Annotated in this window: 15 protein-coding genes and 1 pseudogene; 11 read left to right on the forward strand and 5 right to left on the reverse strand. The window is 68.4% G+C overall.

Features of this window, described 5'->3' with window-relative positions; all coding sequences use genetic code 11:
- Positions 1–91 precede the first annotated feature (91 nt).
- Positions 92–709 carry a hypothetical protein gene (locus BBK82_RS15700; protein ID WP_335618090.1) on the reverse strand — a complete coding sequence of 206 codons (618 nt, stop codon included), beginning with the start codon at positions 707–709 and terminating at the stop codon, positions 92–94.
- 110 nt (positions 710–819) lie between these two features.
- Between BBK82_RS15700 and BBK82_RS15705 the strand changes: the two genes are divergently transcribed.
- From BBK82_RS15705 to BBK82_RS15725, 5 genes and pseudogenes are all read left to right on the forward strand, one after another.
- Positions 820–2,109, forward strand: a complete 1,290-nt coding sequence (locus tag BBK82_RS15705; protein WP_065915683.1) for an adenylosuccinate synthase — start codon at positions 820–822, stop codon at positions 2,107–2,109.
- A gap of 83 nt (positions 2,110–2,192) precedes the next feature.
- The gene (locus BBK82_RS15710; RefSeq protein WP_065915684.1) at positions 2,193–2,960 is read left to right on the forward strand and encodes an ABC transporter permease; all 768 of its coding nucleotides are present in this window, start codon (positions 2,193–2,195) and stop codon (positions 2,958–2,960) included.
- The gene (locus BBK82_RS15715) at positions 2,945–3,646 is read left to right on the forward strand and encodes an ABC transporter ATP-binding protein (RefSeq protein WP_065915685.1); all 702 of its coding nucleotides are present in this window, start codon (positions 2,945–2,947) and stop codon (positions 3,644–3,646) included. The genes BBK82_RS15710 and BBK82_RS15715 overlap by 16 nt, the downstream gene beginning before the upstream one ends.
- Positions 3,630–4,598 carry an ABC transporter substrate-binding protein gene (locus BBK82_RS15720; protein WP_154697339.1) on the forward strand — a complete coding sequence of 323 codons (969 nt, stop codon included), beginning with the start codon at positions 3,630–3,632 and terminating at the stop codon, positions 4,596–4,598. Before BBK82_RS15715 ends, BBK82_RS15720 begins: the two co-directional genes overlap by 17 nt.
- Positions 4,595–5,480 (forward strand): annotated as a pseudogene (locus BBK82_RS15725) (LLM class flavin-dependent oxidoreductase). Before BBK82_RS15720 ends, BBK82_RS15725 begins: the two are co-directional and overlap by 4 nt.
- On the opposite strand, the gene BBK82_RS15730 reads toward BBK82_RS15725, so the two are convergent.
- Together BBK82_RS15730 and BBK82_RS15735 are read right to left on the reverse strand one after the other, a co-directional pair.
- Positions 5,470–6,567, reverse strand: coding sequence for a glycerophosphodiester phosphodiesterase (locus BBK82_RS15730; RefSeq protein WP_083267977.1), 1,098 nt, complete (start codon positions 6,565–6,567; stop codon positions 5,470–5,472). The pseudogene BBK82_RS15725 and the gene BBK82_RS15730 sit on opposite strands and share 11 nt — an antisense overlap.
- Positions 6,568–6,637: 70 nt before the next feature.
- Positions 6,638–8,185: a Na+/H+ antiporter gene (locus BBK82_RS15735; RefSeq protein ID WP_179953779.1), complete on the reverse strand. Its 1,548-nt coding sequence runs from the start codon at positions 8,183–8,185 to the stop codon at positions 6,638–6,640.
- 174 nt (positions 8,186–8,359) lie between these two features.
- On the opposite strand from BBK82_RS15735, the gene BBK82_RS15740 reads away from it, so the two are divergent.
- The 4 genes from BBK82_RS15740 to BBK82_RS15755 all read left to right on the forward strand — a co-directional run bounded on the left by BBK82_RS15740 (position 8,360) and on the right by BBK82_RS15755 (position 12,974).
- On the forward strand, positions 8,360–10,249 hold the full coding sequence (locus BBK82_RS15740) for a TRAP transporter permease (RefSeq protein WP_083268814.1): 1,890 nt from the start codon (positions 8,360–8,362) through the stop codon (positions 10,247–10,249).
- Positions 10,239–11,216, forward strand: a complete 978-nt coding sequence (locus tag BBK82_RS15745; RefSeq protein WP_065915689.1) for a TAXI family TRAP transporter solute-binding subunit — start codon at positions 10,239–10,241, stop codon at positions 11,214–11,216. The genes BBK82_RS15740 and BBK82_RS15745 overlap by 11 nt, the downstream gene beginning before the upstream one ends.
- 16 nt (positions 11,217–11,232) lie before the next feature.
- Complete coding sequence (gene purD, locus BBK82_RS15750; protein WP_065915690.1) at positions 11,233–12,489, forward strand: phosphoribosylamine--glycine ligase; 1,257 nt, start codon at positions 11,233–11,235, stop codon at positions 12,487–12,489.
- A gap of 149 nt (positions 12,490–12,638) precedes the next feature.
- Positions 12,639–12,974 carry an ADP-ribosylglycohydrolase family protein gene (locus tag BBK82_RS15755; RefSeq protein WP_065915691.1) on the forward strand — a complete coding sequence of 112 codons (336 nt, stop codon included), beginning with the start codon at positions 12,639–12,641 and terminating at the stop codon, positions 12,972–12,974.
- Here BBK82_RS15755 and BBK82_RS15760 read toward each other — a convergent pair.
- Positions 12,964–13,812 (reverse strand): AraC family transcriptional regulator, encoded by an 849-nt coding sequence (locus BBK82_RS15760; protein WP_065915692.1) that lies wholly within the window; start codon positions 13,810–13,812, stop codon positions 12,964–12,966. The two genes, BBK82_RS15755 and BBK82_RS15760, sit on opposite strands and share 11 nt — an antisense overlap.
- A 10-nt stretch (positions 13,813–13,822) precedes the next feature.
- A complete protein-coding gene (locus BBK82_RS50235; protein WP_154697340.1) occupies positions 13,823–13,999 on the reverse strand; it encodes a hypothetical protein in 177 nt (58 codons plus the stop codon).
- Between the two features lie 156 nt (positions 14,000–14,155).
- Here BBK82_RS50235 and BBK82_RS15765 point away from each other — a divergent pair, with 156 nt between their 5' ends.
- Positions 14,156–14,614, forward strand: a complete 459-nt coding sequence (locus BBK82_RS15765) for a hypothetical protein (protein WP_065915693.1) — start codon at positions 14,156–14,158, stop codon at positions 14,612–14,614.
- Positions 14,611–15,201 carry a DUF3558 domain-containing protein gene (locus BBK82_RS15770; RefSeq protein ID WP_065915694.1) on the forward strand — a complete coding sequence of 197 codons (591 nt, stop codon included), beginning with the start codon at positions 14,611–14,613 and terminating at the stop codon, positions 15,199–15,201. Before BBK82_RS15765 ends, BBK82_RS15770 begins: the two co-directional genes overlap by 4 nt.
- The last annotated feature ends 3 nt before the right edge of the window (positions 15,202–15,204 follow it).

A 15,204-nucleotide genomic window follows, 5' to 3' on the forward strand; every position in this document is an offset into this window, starting at 1 on the left:
CCTGGTTGGAAGTGATCGGGACCACCCTCGGTCACATTATGGAATTAGGCAATGCCTTCGAGTGACACCCGAGTGAACGACAAGCGCCGAACTAGGCCATTTTTAAAGACCTCGAACCAGCCTCAGGTCCGGTGTGGCGGTACCAGGTCCACTTGTCGACCGAGCGGGGGTGCTTGTGGCCGTCCAGCACCGCGGTCGTCGGCAGGCAGCCGAGCTGGAACGCGCGCGGCTTGCTCTCCCGCACGCGCGAGCCGAGCAGGCGCTTGTTCACGATCCGGATCGTGAGACCCAGGCCGCCCTCGGTGTCGGGCGTGCACTCGATCCGGGACGCCTGGCCGCGCAGCACGTTGTCCGCGTCGCTGTAACCAACGCCACGGACGGGTGACAACACGCCGAGGCCCATCAGGACGCCGCCGACGTCGTCGCGCACGAACGGAACGGGATCTACGTCACCGTTGAGGGCGATGTCCAACGCCCGCGCGGGGTTGGTCGACAGGCCCCACAGCGCGGCCACCGCCGACTGTCCGACGGGGACGAAACCCAGTGCGACGGAACCGAGCTTCTCCTTGCGCAGCAACCGGACTCCCACCGCCGCGAGGTCGGCGTCCGTACCCACCACGACCAGCCGTTCCGCGTCCAGGTGGGGGTCGACGTGGTCCTTGCCGGGGCGGGCGGGCACGACGTGGACGTCGTCACGCTTAGTGATCATTGGCAACTGCGGGTTTCCGCAGGCCAACACGATTCCTTGCACGGTCATCTCCTGGTCTACCCTCGCTTACCGGCGTTCGCTCGAACCAGTCCAAGCGCTTGGAGTTTCACATGCCGGCCGTCGTGCTGATCGGTGCCCAGTGGGGCGATGAGGGCAAGGGCAAGGCCACCGACATCCTCGGTGAGCGTGTCCAGTGGATCGTCCGCTACCAGGGTGGCAACAACGCGGGTCACACCGTGGTCCTCCCGGACGGTCAGAAGTTCGCCCTGCACCTCATCCCGTCCGGCATCCTCACGCCCGGCGTGAAGAACGTGATCGGCAACGGCGTCGTGGTCGACCCCGGCGTGCTGCTCACGGAGCTCGCGGGCCTGGAGGAGAAGGGCGTCGACACCAGCGGTCTGCTGATCTCGTCGGACGCGCACTTGATCATGCCGTACCACGTGGCCATCGACAAGGTGACCGAGCGCTACCTCGGCAAGGCGAAGATCGGCACGACCGGCCGCGGCATCGGCCCCGCCTACCAGGACAAGCTCGCCCGCGTCGGCGTGCGCGTGCAGGACCTGCTGGACGAGAAGATCCTGCGGCAGAAGGTCGAGGCCGCCCTGGACTTCAAGAACCAGGTGCTGGTCAAGGTCTACAACCGCAAGGCGCTCGACCCCGAGCAGGTCGTCGACCAGGTGCTGGAGCACGGGCAGCACTTCGTGCACCGCATCGCCGACACCCGCCTGCTGCTCAACCAGGCGCTCGACCGCGGCGAGATCGTGGTGCTGGAGGGCTCGCAGGGCACCCTGCTCGACGTCGACCACGGCACCTACCCGTTCGTCACGTCCTCGAACCCGACGAGCGGCGGCGCGACCGTCGGTTCCGGTGTCGGCCCGACCCGGATCAGCACCGTGATCGGCATCCTGAAGGCCTACACGACCCGCGTGGGCTCCGGTCCGTTCCCGACCGAGCTCAACGACGACATGGGCGAGTACCTGCGCAAGCAGGGCGGTGAGTTCGGTGTCACCACGGGCCGTTCGCGCCGCACCGGCTGGTTCGACGCCGTGATCGCCCGGTACGCCTCGCGCGTCAACGGCATCACCGACTACTTCCTCACCAAGCTGGACGTGTTGTCGGGCCTGGAGAAGGTGCCCGTCTGCGTCGCGTACGAAGTGGACGGTCGCCGGGTCGACGAGATGCCGATGACGCAGACCGACGTGCACCACGCCGTTCCGGTCTACGAGGAGCTGCCGGGCTGGTTCGAGGACATCTCCAGCTGCCGCACGTTCGACGAGCTGCCGGCCAACGCCAAGGCGTACGTCGAGTACCTGGAGAGCATCATCGGCGCACGCGTCTCGGCGATCGGTGTCGGTCCCGGCCGTGACCAGACGATCGTCCGGCACGACGTTCTCGACTGACACCGACTATCTCGAAGTACGACGCTTTTTCACGATTTGGGCGTCGTTGACGAAGGGCCACGGCTCGCCTGTAATTCAGCGCCGTGGCCCTTTCCGTTGTTCGAAAACCGACGCTGCCGGTGCGCTGGATCAGTCCGGTGGCGCTGGTTCTGCTGTGGCAGCTGGCCAGTTCAACGGGTGTGCTCTCGCCCGAGAAACTGGCGTCACCGCTGACCGTCGCCCAGTCCGCCGGTGAGCTCATCGCCGATGGCCAGCTGGTCGACGCATTTCTCGTTTCACTGGGCCGCGTTTTCTTCGGATTTCTCATCGGCGGCGTGATCGGTGTCGCCCTCGGGCTCGCGTCCGGTCTTTCCCGGTGGGGCGAGACGTTGCTCGACCCGCCGGTGCAAATGCTGCGGACGCTGCCCCACCTCGGTTTGATCCCGCTTTTCATCCTCTGGTTCGGCATCGGCGAGGAACCGAAGCTCGCGCTGGTCGCGGCCGGTGTGGCGTTCCCGCTGTACCTCAACCTGCACGCCGGCATCCGCCAGACCGATCCCGGCCTGGTCGAGGCCGCCCGCGTCCTCGGTTACACGCGGTTCGAACGGGTCGTGCACGTCGTGCTGCCGTCGGCCGTGCCGCAAACCCTGGTGGGACTGCGGATCGCGCTCGGCACCGCGTGGCTGTCGCTGATCGTCGGCGAGCAGATCAACGCCGACGCCGGTCTCGGCTTCCTGATCAACAACGCCCGTGAGTTCCTCCGCACCGACGTCGTGGTCGTCGGCCTCGTGGTCTACGCGCTGCTCGGCCTCTCGACGGACGCGCTGGTGCGGTTGCTGGAGAGGAGAGTGCTGCGATGGCGAGCCCGGTGAGCGTGCGCGGACTGCGCAAGGCGTTCGGCGCGAGAACCGTCCTCGACGACGTCGACCTGGAGATCGCACCCGGCGAGTTCGTGGCCCTGCTCGGTCGCAGCGGCTGCGGCAAGTCGACGTTGCTGCGGATCCTCGCGGGACTGGACCGGGAGATCACCGGGCAGGCGGTGGTGTCGGGCACCGTGTCGATCGCGTTCCAGCAGCCGCGTCTGCTGCCGTGGCGCAAGGTCTGGCGCAACATCGCGCTCGGCCTGCACAAGCCGGACGGCCGTGCGGTCGCGTTGAGGGCGTTGGAAGAGGTGCGGCTGCCCGACCACGCCGACGCGTGGCCGCTGACGTTGTCCGGCGGTGAGGCACAACGGGTCTCGCTCGCCCGAGCACTCGTCCGCGAACCCGACGTGCTGCTGCTCGACGAACCGTTCGGCGCGCTGGACGCGTTGACCCGCCTGGCCATGCACCACCTGGTGGAAGACCTGTGGGCCAGGCACCAGCCCGCCGTGCTGCTGGTGACGCACGACGTCGACGAGGCGTTGCTGCTGGCCGACCGGGTCCTCGTGCTCGACGAGGGCCGGATCGTGGCCACGCACCACGTCGACCTGCCCCGCCCGCGTCGCCGGGCCTCCGTTGTGGAGCAACGCACCCGCGTGCTCGCCGACCTGGGAGTGGACGTTGACACAGCTGCCTAGCCGAAGGTTCCTCGCACTGCTCGCCGCGATCGTCTTCACGACCGGCTGCTCGGCCACCGCGCAGGACACCCCTCCCGGCGAGGTCGTCCTCAAGGTCGGCGACCAGAAGGGTGGGGCGAAGGCGCTGCTCACGGCCGCCGGACTGCTGAACGACTTCCCGTACGAGATCGAGTGGTCGACGTTCACGTCGGGCCCGCCTCTGCTGGAGGCCGCCTCCGCCGGGGCGATCGACCTCGGCGGTGTCGGCAACACCCCGCCGATCTTCGCCGCCGCCGCGAACGCCAAGATCGCCGCGGTCGGGGCGTCGAAGGGCCAGGTCGAGGCCGACGCGATCCTGGTGCCGGAGAGCTCGCCGCTGCGCAGCGTCAGCGAGCTGAAGGGCAAGAACATCGCGGTCGCGAAGGGCAGCTCGGCGCACGGCCAGGTGCTGCTCACGTTGCGCGCCAACGGGTTGACCACCAAGGACGTGACGCTGAACTTCCTGCAGCCCTCCGACGCCTACGGTGCGTTCACGCAGGGCAAGGTCGACGCGTGGGCGGTCTGGGACCCCTACACCGCGCAGGCGCAGCAAGAGGCCAAGGCCCGCGTGCTCACAACGGGCGAGGGCAAGTCGAACGGGTACGGCTTCCAGGTCGCCGGCCGAAAGGCCTTGGACGACAAGGGGAAGAACCCGGCGCTCAAGGAGTACCTGATCCGCTACTACAAGGCCCAGAAGTGGGCCGACACGCACCGCGAGGAGTGGGCCAAGGCGTGGGCGGCGGAGACCGGCCTCAAGTACGAGGTCGCGCTCGCCGCGGTGAACCGCAACGGCGACCTGCCGGTCAAGATCGACGACACGCTGATCAGGTCCGAGCAGGAGCTCGCCGACGCGTTCACCGAGGACAAGACGTTGCCGGGCAAGGTCGACTTCGGGAAGTTCGTCGACACGAGGTTCCAGGGAGATCTGGCATGAGCATCACGCTGCACTGGTTCCTGCCGACCTCCGGCGACGGGCGCACGGTCGTGGAGCACTTCCACGCCCAGCGCGCTCCTGCCGCCGGCGCCCGGCGCGAACCGGACATCGACTACCTGGCGCAGATCGCCCGCACGGCCGAGCAGGTCGGGTTCACCGGGGTGCTCACGCCGACCGGCACGTGGTGCGAGGACGCCTGGCTGACCACGGCCGCGTTGATCAGCCAGACCTCGACGCTGAAGTTCCTGGTGGCGTTCCGGCCCGGCGTGCTGTCGCCGACGCTGGCCGCCCAGATGGCCGCGACCTACCAGCGGATCTCCCGCGGGCGGTTGCTGCTGAACGTCGTGACCGGCGGCGTACCTGACCTGGGGCGAGCCGCCTGCCGACGTCGCCGCGAAGATCGCACGGGTGCGGGCGCTGACGGACCGGCAGATCCGGTTCGGCATCCGGCTGCACACGATCAGCCGGGACACCTCGGCCGAGGCGTGGGCGGCGGCCGCGAAGCTGCTCGACGCGCTGGACCCGGCGGCCGTGGCACAGGCGCAGGAGCAGCTGCGCAAGTCGGAGTCCGTCGGCCAGCGGCGGATGGTGGCGCTGCACGGCGGCGACCTCAGCCGCGGCGTGCGGGGCCTGGAGATCCACCCGAACCTGTGGGCGGGGGTCGGACTGGTCCGCGGTGGCGCGGGAACGGCGCTGGTGGGCTCACACGCGGAGGTCGCGGATCTCGTCGAGGAGTACCACTCCATCGGGATCAGCGAGTTCATCCTCTCCGGCTACCCGCACCTGGAAGAGGCGTACTGGTTCGGCGAGGGCGTGCGGCCCCTGTTGAAGCAACGCGGGTTGCTCGACGGGGACCGCACGCTCTCACTCGCTAGCGCTTGACCTTGGCCTCGACGGCCGTGTCCGGGTTGTCCGCGAACACGCCGTCGACGCCCTGCTTGAAGAACAGGTCGTACTCCTCGAAGGCCCGGCCGTACGCGGCCGGGTCGGTCGAGGACCGGAAGTCGGCCGGCAGGAACGAGTTCTCGTTGCGGAACGTCCACGAGTGGACGACCAGCCCGACCTTGTGCGCGTCCTTCACGACGGTCGTCGGCGCCTTGAGGAAGCCGTTGGCGTCCCGCGGGATGATGACGTCCTTGGCGAGGCCGACACCGTCGGCGTACGAGCGGATCTCCCGCAGACCGGCCGGCGTGACCAGGTCGGCGTAGGTGCGCTTGTCACCGGCGGCCACGAAGTCGTACGGCGCGCCGGAACCGTTGATGAGCTGGACGATCGGCACGCGCAGCGACCGGTTGAGCTGCTTGAGGTTCGCGACCTCGAACGACTGCACGTAGACCTTGGCGGTGCGCCGGTTGAGGCCGTTGCGGTTGAGCACGTCGACGAGCTTGGGCTCCAGCGCGAGTCCGATCGACTGGAAGTACGTCGGGTGCTTGGTCTCGGGGTAGATGCCGATCTCGCGGTCGAGCTCGCGGGACAGGCGCTTGGCGAGGTCGATGACCTCCTGCAGCGTCGGCACCTCGAAGCGGCCGTCGTAGAGGGTGTTGCGCGGGCGGATCGCCGGGATGCGTTCCTTGGCGCGCAACGTCTTCAGCTCGGCGAGCGTGAAGTCCTCGGTGAACCAGCCGGTGATCGCGACGCCGTCGATCGTCTTGGTCTTCTTGCGGTCGGCGAACTGCGGCTTGGCCGACACGTCGGTGGTGCCGCCGATCTCGTTCTCGTGCCGCGCGACCAGCTTGCCGTCCTTGGTCGGGACCAGGTCGGGCTCGATGAAGTCGGCGCCCATGCGCGCCGCGAGCTCGTACGCCGCGAGCGTGTGCTCTGGCCGGTACGCCGACGCACCCCGGTGCCCGATGACGATCGGGCCCTTCTCGTCGTGCGCAGAGGCGGAGGGCAGGGTGGCCACGACCGCGCCCGCGAACACGAGCACGACAGCGGCAAGAACCCGGCCCCGGACTCTTTTGGGGTACATCCTTCGACCTCCCCGTTCGGTGTTGAGAGCCGCACCCAAGCATCGCAACACGAAGAACAGGTGAACACGGTCATTCGCGCGAGAGTGCGGCTTCCTCCAGGTCGAGTTCGCGCAGCACGCGGAAGAGCACCTCGTCGTCGATCTCGCCCTTGTCCCGCGCGCTGATGAACTCGTCGCGCTCGGCCTTGAGCATCACCCTGCGCAACCGCCGGTACGCCGCGGCCGGGCTCTCCTGGTCCTGCCGCCCCAGCCGTTCCCACGCGGCGTTGCCCCAGTGTTCGGCCAGCGAGCGCAGCTGGTCCCGCACGTGGTCGGGCACGTCCTCGAGCTCCTGGTCCAGCCGGTCGACCGCCGCCTGCGCCGCCCGGTGCTGCACCTGGGCCTCCGCCAGCGCGTCCTGGCGCGCGTCGTCACCCTCGAAGCCGATCTTGCCGATCACCCACGGCAACGTCGTGCCCTGCACCAGCAGCGTCGCGACCGTCACGACGAACGCGCAGAACACGATGATGTCGCGGCCGGGCACGTCCGGCGGGATTGCGGCCGCCGCGGCGAGCGTGACCACACCTCGCATGCCCGCCCACGAGATCACCGTCACCTGCCCGAGGTGTGGTGGCCGTTCGCGTTCCCGCAGCTTCTTCGACAGGTACCTCGGGATGTAGGTGGCCGGGTACATCCAGACGAACCGCGCGAGGACCGTCGCCAGCAGCACGGCACCGGCGCCCAGCAGCAGGCTCGCGTTCAGGTCGGCGTCGCTGACGATCGACGACAGCTGCAGGCCGATCAGCGCGAACACGAACGACTCCAGGAGCACGTCCAGCGACCGCCAGACGGCCGCGTCCTGCAGCCGGGTCGAGTAGGTGCCGCGCGGCGAGTGGTGGCCGATGTAGAGACCCGCGACGACGACGGCGAGCACACCCGAGACGTGCGCCACCTCCTCCGCGAGCAGGTACGCGCCGAACGGCACCAACAGACCGAGCGCGCTCTCCAGCACGCCCTCGCACAAACGCTTGCGCAGGAACCTGACCACCACGCCCACGCCCAGGCCGACCGCGATGCCACCGGCCGTGACCAGCAGGAACAACCCGACACCCTCGACCGGGTGCATCGCGGCGCCCGCGGCGGCCGCCACCGCGACCTTGAACGCGGTCAGCGCCGTGGCGTCGTTGATCAGGCTCTCGCCGACCAGCAACGTCATCGCCCGGCGTTGCAGGCCGAGCTTGCGCCCGATCGCGACCGCGGCGACGGCGTCCGGCGGTGCCACGACCGCGCCGAGCACGAGCGCGGCGGCGAACGGCAGGTCGGGGAACACCAGCTTCGCCGTCAGCCCCACCACGAGCGTCGTGAACAGCACCAGCCCGATCGCGAGCAACCCGATCGGGCGCAGGTTGGCGCGGATGTTCAGGTACGAGCTGTCCAGCGCCGCGCTGTAGAGCAGCGGCGGCAGCACGACCAGCAGGATCAGGTGCGGGTCGATCTCGAACTCCGGCACGCCCGGTATGAACGAGACCACGAGCCCGACGGCGACCAGCACCAGCGGCGCCGACCAGTTGAGCCGGCGCGCGATCGACGTGACGACCAACGCCCCGAGCAGGAGCAGCAAGAGTTCAGGCCCGACCATGCCGGTCATTCTGCGCACCGCGGTGCGATGTGGACAGTGCGGTGGCCTGACCTGCGGCGCGACTCTTTGCACTCCCTTTGGATTGATCCGCTGGGGCTGTGACTGCCCCCACAGTACGGTTCGAGCGTGGCCAATCCTGACCTCGCCCGCATCGTCGCGGAGCACGACGAGGAGATGCCGTCGCGGTCGCTCTCACCGCGGTGGGAACGAGCGCTGTGGGTCGCCGGCCTGCTGATCGCGCTGCTGGTGCTGAAGCAGGTGTTCTTCCCGTTCGCCAAGGGGAGCCAGTACTACCTGATCATCTTCCTCGCGGTGACGCTGCCGCTGGTGTTCCTGTCGTACGGCAAGGGGCACGAGCCGCCGTGGTGGGACTGGGTGCTGGCGCTCGCCGCGTTCGTCGTGGGCGCGTACCCGCTGTTCGGGGGCTACGACGAGTTCCTCGACCGGCAGGGCCAGCTGACCACGCTCGACGTCGTCGCGGGTGCGGTGCTGCTGGTGTTGATCTTGGAGGCCTGCCGCCGCACGACCGGCTGGGTGCTGCCGGTGGTGTGCCTGGTGTTCATCGCCTACGCCTACTACGGCGGGTTCCTGCCGCCGACGTGGTCGATCGCGCACTCCGGCGTCGACTTCTCCCAGATCATCAACGCCTTCTTCAACGACTTCAGCGGGTTCTACGGGACGCCGCTCGACGTCGCGGCCACCTACATCGTGCTGTTCACGATCTACGGCGCGGTGCTCAACGCCTCCGGTGCCGGCAAGTTCTTCGTCGACATCAGCTTCGCGGCGTTCCGGAAGTCCCGCACGGCGCCGGGACGTACGGCGGCGACCGCGGGCTTCCTGCTGGGCACGGTCTCGGGTTCCGGTACCGCGACCACGGTGTCGCTGGGCGCCGTCACGTGGCCGATGCTGCAGAAGGCCGGATACCCCAGGGAGAACGCGGGCGGGCTGCTCGCGGCGTCCGGCATCGGCGCGATCCTGTCGCCGCCCACGCTGGGCGCCGCCGCGTTCATCATCGCCGAGTACCTGAAGGTGTCGTACCTGTCGGTGCTGGTCTGGGCGATCATCCCGACGCTGCTCTACTACCTGGGCATCGCGCTCGCCGTCGAGGCCGACGCGCGCCGGTTCGGGGCCAAGCCGGTCGACGTGGACGCGCCGCGGTTCTTCGACGTGCTCAAGCTCGGCTGGTACCACTTCCTGTCGCTCGGGATCATCATCGTGTTCCTGGCGCTGGACATCCCGGTCTACAAGGCGGTCGTGTACGCGACCGGGGTGGCCGCGCTGTTCGCGTTGGTTAACCACCGGCGCGACTGGTTGCGGTTGATCGCCGACTCGCTGTCGGTCGGCGTGCGCTCGGCGTTCCCGGTGATCGCGGTCTGCGCGGCGGCGGGTGTCATCACGTCGACGATCACCAAGACCGGGCTGGGGCAGACGCTCGCGGATCAGTTGGTGCGCCTCGCCTCGGTGCTGGCCTCGGAGCCCGCGGCGGTGCTGATGCTCACGGCGGTGTTCGCGGCCGTGTCGGTGTCGGTGCTCGGGCTCGCGGTGCCGGTGACGGCGTCGTTCATCATCTCGTGGGTCGTCATCGGGCCGGCGCTCATCACGCTGGGCGTGGAGCCGGCCGAGACCGCGATGTTCATCTTCTACTACGCGGTGCTGTCGGAGGTGACGCCGCCGACCGCGCTCGCCGCCGTCGCCGCCGCGGCGCTGACCGGCGGCGACGTGATGAAGACGATGTGGCAGACGTGGAAGTACACGCTGCCCGCGTTCCTCGTGCCGTTGGCGTTCGTGCTGACCGACGAGGGCGCCGGGCTGCTGCTGCGCGGACCGTTGCTGGACTCGGTGTGGACGTTCGGAGCGTCCGCGCTGGGGGTCGCCGCACTGGCCGTGCTCACGGGCGGCTGGTTGTTCGGTCCGGCGCGCTGGCCGGAACGCCTGCTGTGCGTGCCGGCCGCGTTGTTCCTGCTTTACCTGCAGCCGTTGACGATCGCCATCGGGGCCGGGTTCCTCGTGGTGGCCGTGGCGGTCCACCTGGTCACACGTAGGAGGGTTCCTGATGCTGCGTAAGTACGCGGTCGGTGCGATCGCTTTGGCGCTCGTGGTTTCCGGGTGTGGTGGCAAACGCACGCCCACGACGCCGGACGCGGGCAGCGGTTCGCAGGCGTCCTGTGAAGCGTCGGACGGGCGGATCACGATCGCGACCGGCAACTCCGGTGGTGTCTACTTCGTGGTCGGCGGCGGTCTGGCGAAGCTGATCAGCGACAACTCGAAGCTGAAGGCGTCGTCGGCGGAGACCGGCGCGTCCGTGCAGAACATCCAGCAGCTCGTCAGTGGCACTTACGACATCGCGTTCTCGCTGGCCGACACCGCCGCGGACGCCGTCAACGGCACCGGGGCGTTCACGACCAAGCAGAAGGTCTCCGCGCTGTCGCGGATCTACCCGAACTACACCCAGGTGCTCGTCCGGGCCGACTCCGGGATCAACTCGATCGCGGACATGAAGGGCAAGCGGATCTCGACCGGCTCGCCGAAGTCCGGCACCGAGGTCATCGCGGGCCGGCTGCTGAAGTCCGCCGGTCTCAACATCGACTCGGACGTCTCCGCCCAGCGCCTGGACCTCACCAAGACCGCGGACGGGATGAAGGACGGCAGCATCGACGGCCTCATCTGGTCGGGCGGCCTGCCGACGCCGCAGATCACCGACATCACGACGTCTCTCAAGGACCGGGTGAAGTTCATCGACCTCACGCCGATGCTGCCGGAGATGAAGAAGATCAGCCCGGTGTACGACACCGCCAAGATCCCGGCGGCGACCTACGGCGTCGCCGAGGTGTCCACGATCGTGGTGCCGAACCTGCTGCTCGTGCGGGACGACTTCGCGGCCAACAACGCCTGCGCGGTGACCAAGCTGATCTTCGACAAGAAGGCCGACCTGGAGAAGGTTCACCCGGCCGTGAAGGACATCGACAAGGCCAAGGCGTCGGCGTCCGACCCGGTCCCGCTGCACCCAGGAGCGAAGCAGGCCCTCGGCTGAACTACGCTCAGGCACCGTGCGCGTCCTGGTCATCGGGTCTGGAGCCCGTGAGCATGCCCTTGTCCTCGCGTTGTCGCGCGACCCGCAGCTGACTGCTCTGGCGTGCGCGCCAGGTAACGCAGGCATCGCCGGGCACGCCGAGATCTACGGCGTGGACGTCGCAGATGCCTCTGCGGTCGCCGGCCTCGCGAAGGAGTGGAAGGCCGACCTCGTCGTCATCGGCCCCGAGCAACCGCTGGTCGCCGGGGCCGCCGACGCTGTCCGCGAGCTCGGCATCCCGTGTTTCGGGCCCTCGAAGGCTGCCGCCTGCATCGAGGGTTCGAAGGCGTTCGCGAAGGACGTCATGAACGCCGCGGGGGTGCCGACCGCCCACAGCGAGGTCGTCGACAACCCGGCCCGGCTCGACGCCGCCCTGGGGCGGTTCGGGCCGACCTGGGTGGTGAAGGACGACGGTCTCGCGGCGGGCAAGGGCGTCGTGGTCACGTCCGACCTGGCCGCCGCCCGTGCGCACGCGATGACGTTGCTCGACGGCGGCCACCCGGTGCTGCTGGAGTCCTTCCTGGACGGCCCGGAGGTGTCGCTGTTCTGCGTCACCGACGGCGTGTCGGTGGTGCCGCTGATCCCGGCGCAGGACTTCAAGCGCGTCGGTGACGGCGACGCCGGGCCGAACACGGGTGGCATGGGTGCGTACGCGCCGCTGCCGTGGGCGCCTGAAGGTCTTGTTTCCGAGATCGTCTCGCGGTGTGTCCAGCCGGTGGTCGACGAGCTGCGTGCGCGCGAGACGCCGTTCGTCGGGCTGCTGTACGCGGGTCTGGCGCTGACGTCCTCCGGCGTGCAGGTGATCGAGTTCAACTGCCGCTTCGGCGACCCGGAGACGCAGTCGGTGCTGGCGCTGCTGAAGTCGCCGATCTCGACGCTGTTCCTCGCCGCGGCGAACGGTTCTTTGGCGTCGTTGGAGCCGTTGGAGTGGGAGAACGGCTACGCGGTGACCGTCGTGGTCGCCGCCGAGGGCTACCCCGGCCGCCCGCGCACCGGTGACGTGATCACCGGCTCCGAGTCCGAGGGCGTGCTGCACGCCGGCACCCGTCGCCGCGAGGACGGCGCCGTGGTGTCCGCCGGTGGCCGCGTGCTGTCGGTCGTGGGCACCGGCAAGTCGCTGGCGAAGGCGCGGGACCGGGCCTACAAGAAGATCGCCGACATCCACCTGACCGGCTCGCACCACCGTTCGGACATCGCGCTGAAGGCCGTCGAAAACCAGATCACGGTGCCGTGAGCCTGCTCGGGTGCGTCCTGGGCAGGGCGGTGACGGCCTGGGTGCGCCTGGCCACACGTGCATCACCGCGTTGAAGCACAACGAGAAGAACAACTCGAAGGGCTGCGGCGGCGTCATGCGCGCCGCCCCCGTCGCCGTGGTCCTCGGACGTGCGCGAGGTCTTCACCCTGGCGGTGGGGACGGCGCGGATGACCCACCACCACCCCAGCGGCTACCTGTCCGCGGGAGTGCTGGCAGCGATCGTGCGTTCTTCGCTGGACGGCGCCGACCTGCCGTCAGCCGTGTCCGTCGCACGAGCCGAGCTGGTCCGCTGGGACGGCCACTCCGAGCAGACCACGTTGCTGGACAAGGTGGTCTGCCTCGGTGTTCTCCCGCCTGAGGAGATCGAGTCCGAGCTCGGCGGCGGCGGTGACACCGTTCCCGAGGCGTGGCTCTCGGTCCTGGAGCTGCGGGACGTGGCCGAACGCCTCTGCCTCAGCTGGTGACCGGAATCCACAGCTCGGCCCTGGCCGTGTCGCCGTCGATCTCCGTGCGCAACATCGACGGCCCTTCGACGCTCTCGTAGCTGGTGGACGGGAACCACTGCGTGTACACGTCCCGCCACATGTACTGGATCGTCTCCGGGAACGGCCCTTCGCTGGTGAAGACCGCCCACGTGTTCTTCGGAACCGTGATGGTCTCCATGTCCTCCGGCGCCTCCTTGGTGGTCACCACACCGTGGAAGTAGTCGAGGTGATCTCCCTCCTGGTTCCCTTCCTGGTTGCTGGTGAGCGCCACCAGCCCCTGCGGATCGCTGTCGCTGAGCTGTTCCATGCGCTCCAGCACCGGCCGCCCGATGCCCTTGATGAACTCCACGATCGCCGGGTTCATCCCCAGGTGCACCAACGGCACCCGCGTCCCCCGCCCCACGACCTGGAACGCTTCCTTCTCCACGACCCGGTACTCCATGCTCGCACTCCCCTCGATCGTCAGCGTGAACCTCAGCACCTGCTGCGACTGCAACGGTTTCCTGGTGCTGCGCGCCTCCTGCGGCCCAACCCCGTGCATGGCCCTGAACGCCCGCGCAAAAGCCTCGTTGGACCCGTAACCCCACCTGACGGCAACGTCGAGCAGCGAACTCTGTCCACTGAGGACCTCACTCGCCGCCATGGTGAGCCTTCTGCGCCTGATGTACTCGCTCAGCGGAATCCCCGCGAGCGCCGAGAACATCCGCCGGAAGTGGTACTCCGAACTGCCCGCGATCCGCGCGAGCTCCTTCACGTCCACCTCGCGGTCGAGGTTGTCCTCGATGTGGGCCATGGCCTGGTTGAGTCGTTCCAGCACGCGACCAACGCTATGGGTCGCGGCGCGCATGCACCCGACTTCCTGTGCCCGGTCCGATCGCCTTGGCGACGCTCTCAGCACCGGTCTTGGCGACGGTGTTGGCGACGGGCGTGAACTTCTCGATGAACGCCTGCACGTCCTCCGGCGCCCGCTGCCCGTAGGGCGTGAGCTCTTCGAGCAGGCTCACCGGCGTGAGCGCACACGCGTCCAGCGGAAACGAACCCTGAGTGACGGGGAACCAACAAGGGGTGGTGTTCGTCGAAGTACCGGCACGTCTTACGCGGGCGTTGGTAGCCTGCGAAGCGAGACCGAACCGTCACCAACCGTACGGGGGTAGGACGTCGTGACACAGGAGAACGCGGGGGCGGATGCCGTTCTCGGTGCCGCTGCGACGCTGGCGGCGGGTGGAGCGATCGGAGCCGCGGTCGGCGCCTTCAAGGTCGCCTCGGCTGCGCTGGACAGGATGTCGAGTGCCGGGCCCCAGCAGTTCGAGGTCAACGAGAAGACCGTCCTCGACGCCGGGCGCCTCATCCAGGACCAGGCCAAGGCGCTGAACGACGCGTTGAACATGCACATGTTCGGCCTGAGGATCCCTGCTGACGCGCATGCCGCGGACCGGGTGAGCGCGGACATCGTCGAGGCGTGGAACGACAGGCTGGTCGACAACCCGGATTCCTACGCGAACCGCGTGCTCGACTACATCAAGAATTTGAACGGCTTGGGTGAGCAGCTGAAGGCCGCGGCAGAGCAGTACAAGCTCAGCGAGGAAGACATCACTGCGACGTTCGGACCGAAGGCGTGACCAAGTACACCGGCAAGATTTTCGTTCTGGCTGCTTTTGCCGCCGCCACCGTTTCCGCGTGCACCGGCGGGGGTGAGCAGGGCAAGGCCACGACTCCGTCGGCGCCGCCGCCTTCTTCGTCCGACTCGTCGCAGGAGCTGCCTTCCCGGCCTCAGGAGCTGAAGGTCGACGGTGTCGACCCGTGCAAGCTGCTGACGGCCGACCAGATGAAGCAGATCAAGGTCGCGTCCACGAAATCGGTGCAACCCAACATCGTGGACAAAAAGCCATCTCCTGCGTGCTTCTACCAGAACAGCCTCGACTACACCTACACGGTCGGAGTCGTCACGCACAACGGCGTTCCCTACTGGCTGCGAAGCGGCGGCACGGTGGAGTCGAAACTGGTCGACGTCTCCGGCTACGGCGCGGCCGAGATCAAGTTCGTCGGCACGAATGACGTCGACTGCGCGATTGCGGTCGACGTTGCGGATGGCCAGCAGCTCTTCGTGAGCTACAAGCCGCTCAACACGGAATCGCAAGAAGAAATGTGTGGAAAAGCCAAGACCGCCGCAGGGCTCGCGCTCGTGACGCTCAAGACCTTGAAGTGAGGG

It is taken from the genome of Lentzea guizhouensis, from assembly GCF_001701025.1.
In the GTDB taxonomy this organism is placed as follows: Bacteria; Actinomycetota; Actinomycetes; order Mycobacteriales; family Pseudonocardiaceae; genus Lentzea; species Lentzea guizhouensis.

Excerpts from the sequence above, each read along its gene's own strand:
- BBK82_RS15735 (WP_179953779.1), bottom strand. The coding sequence starts at position 8,185 with ATGGTCGGGCCTGAACTCTTGCTGCTCCTGCTCGGGGCGTTGGTCGTC.
- BBK82_RS15700 (WP_335618090.1), bottom strand. The coding sequence starts at position 709 with ATGATCACTAAGCGTGACGACGTCCACGTCGTGCCCGCCCGCCCCGGC.
- BBK82_RS15745 (WP_065915689.1), top strand. The coding sequence starts at position 10,239 with ATGCTGCGTAAGTACGCGGTCGGTGCGATCGCTTTGGCGCTCGTGGTT.
- BBK82_RS15715 (WP_065915685.1), top strand. The coding sequence starts at position 2,945 with ATGGCGAGCCCGGTGAGCGTGCGCGGACTGCGCAAGGCGTTCGGCGCG.
- BBK82_RS15740 (WP_083268814.1), top strand. The coding sequence starts at position 8,360 with ATGCCGTCGCGGTCGCTCTCACCGCGGTGGGAACGAGCGCTGTGGGTC.
- BBK82_RS15730 (WP_083267977.1), bottom strand. The coding sequence starts at position 6,567 with ATGTACCCCAAAAGAGTCCGGGGCCGGGTTCTTGCCGCTGTCGTGCTC.
- BBK82_RS15705 (WP_065915683.1), top strand. The coding sequence starts at position 820 with ATGCCGGCCGTCGTGCTGATCGGTGCCCAGTGGGGCGATGAGGGCAAG.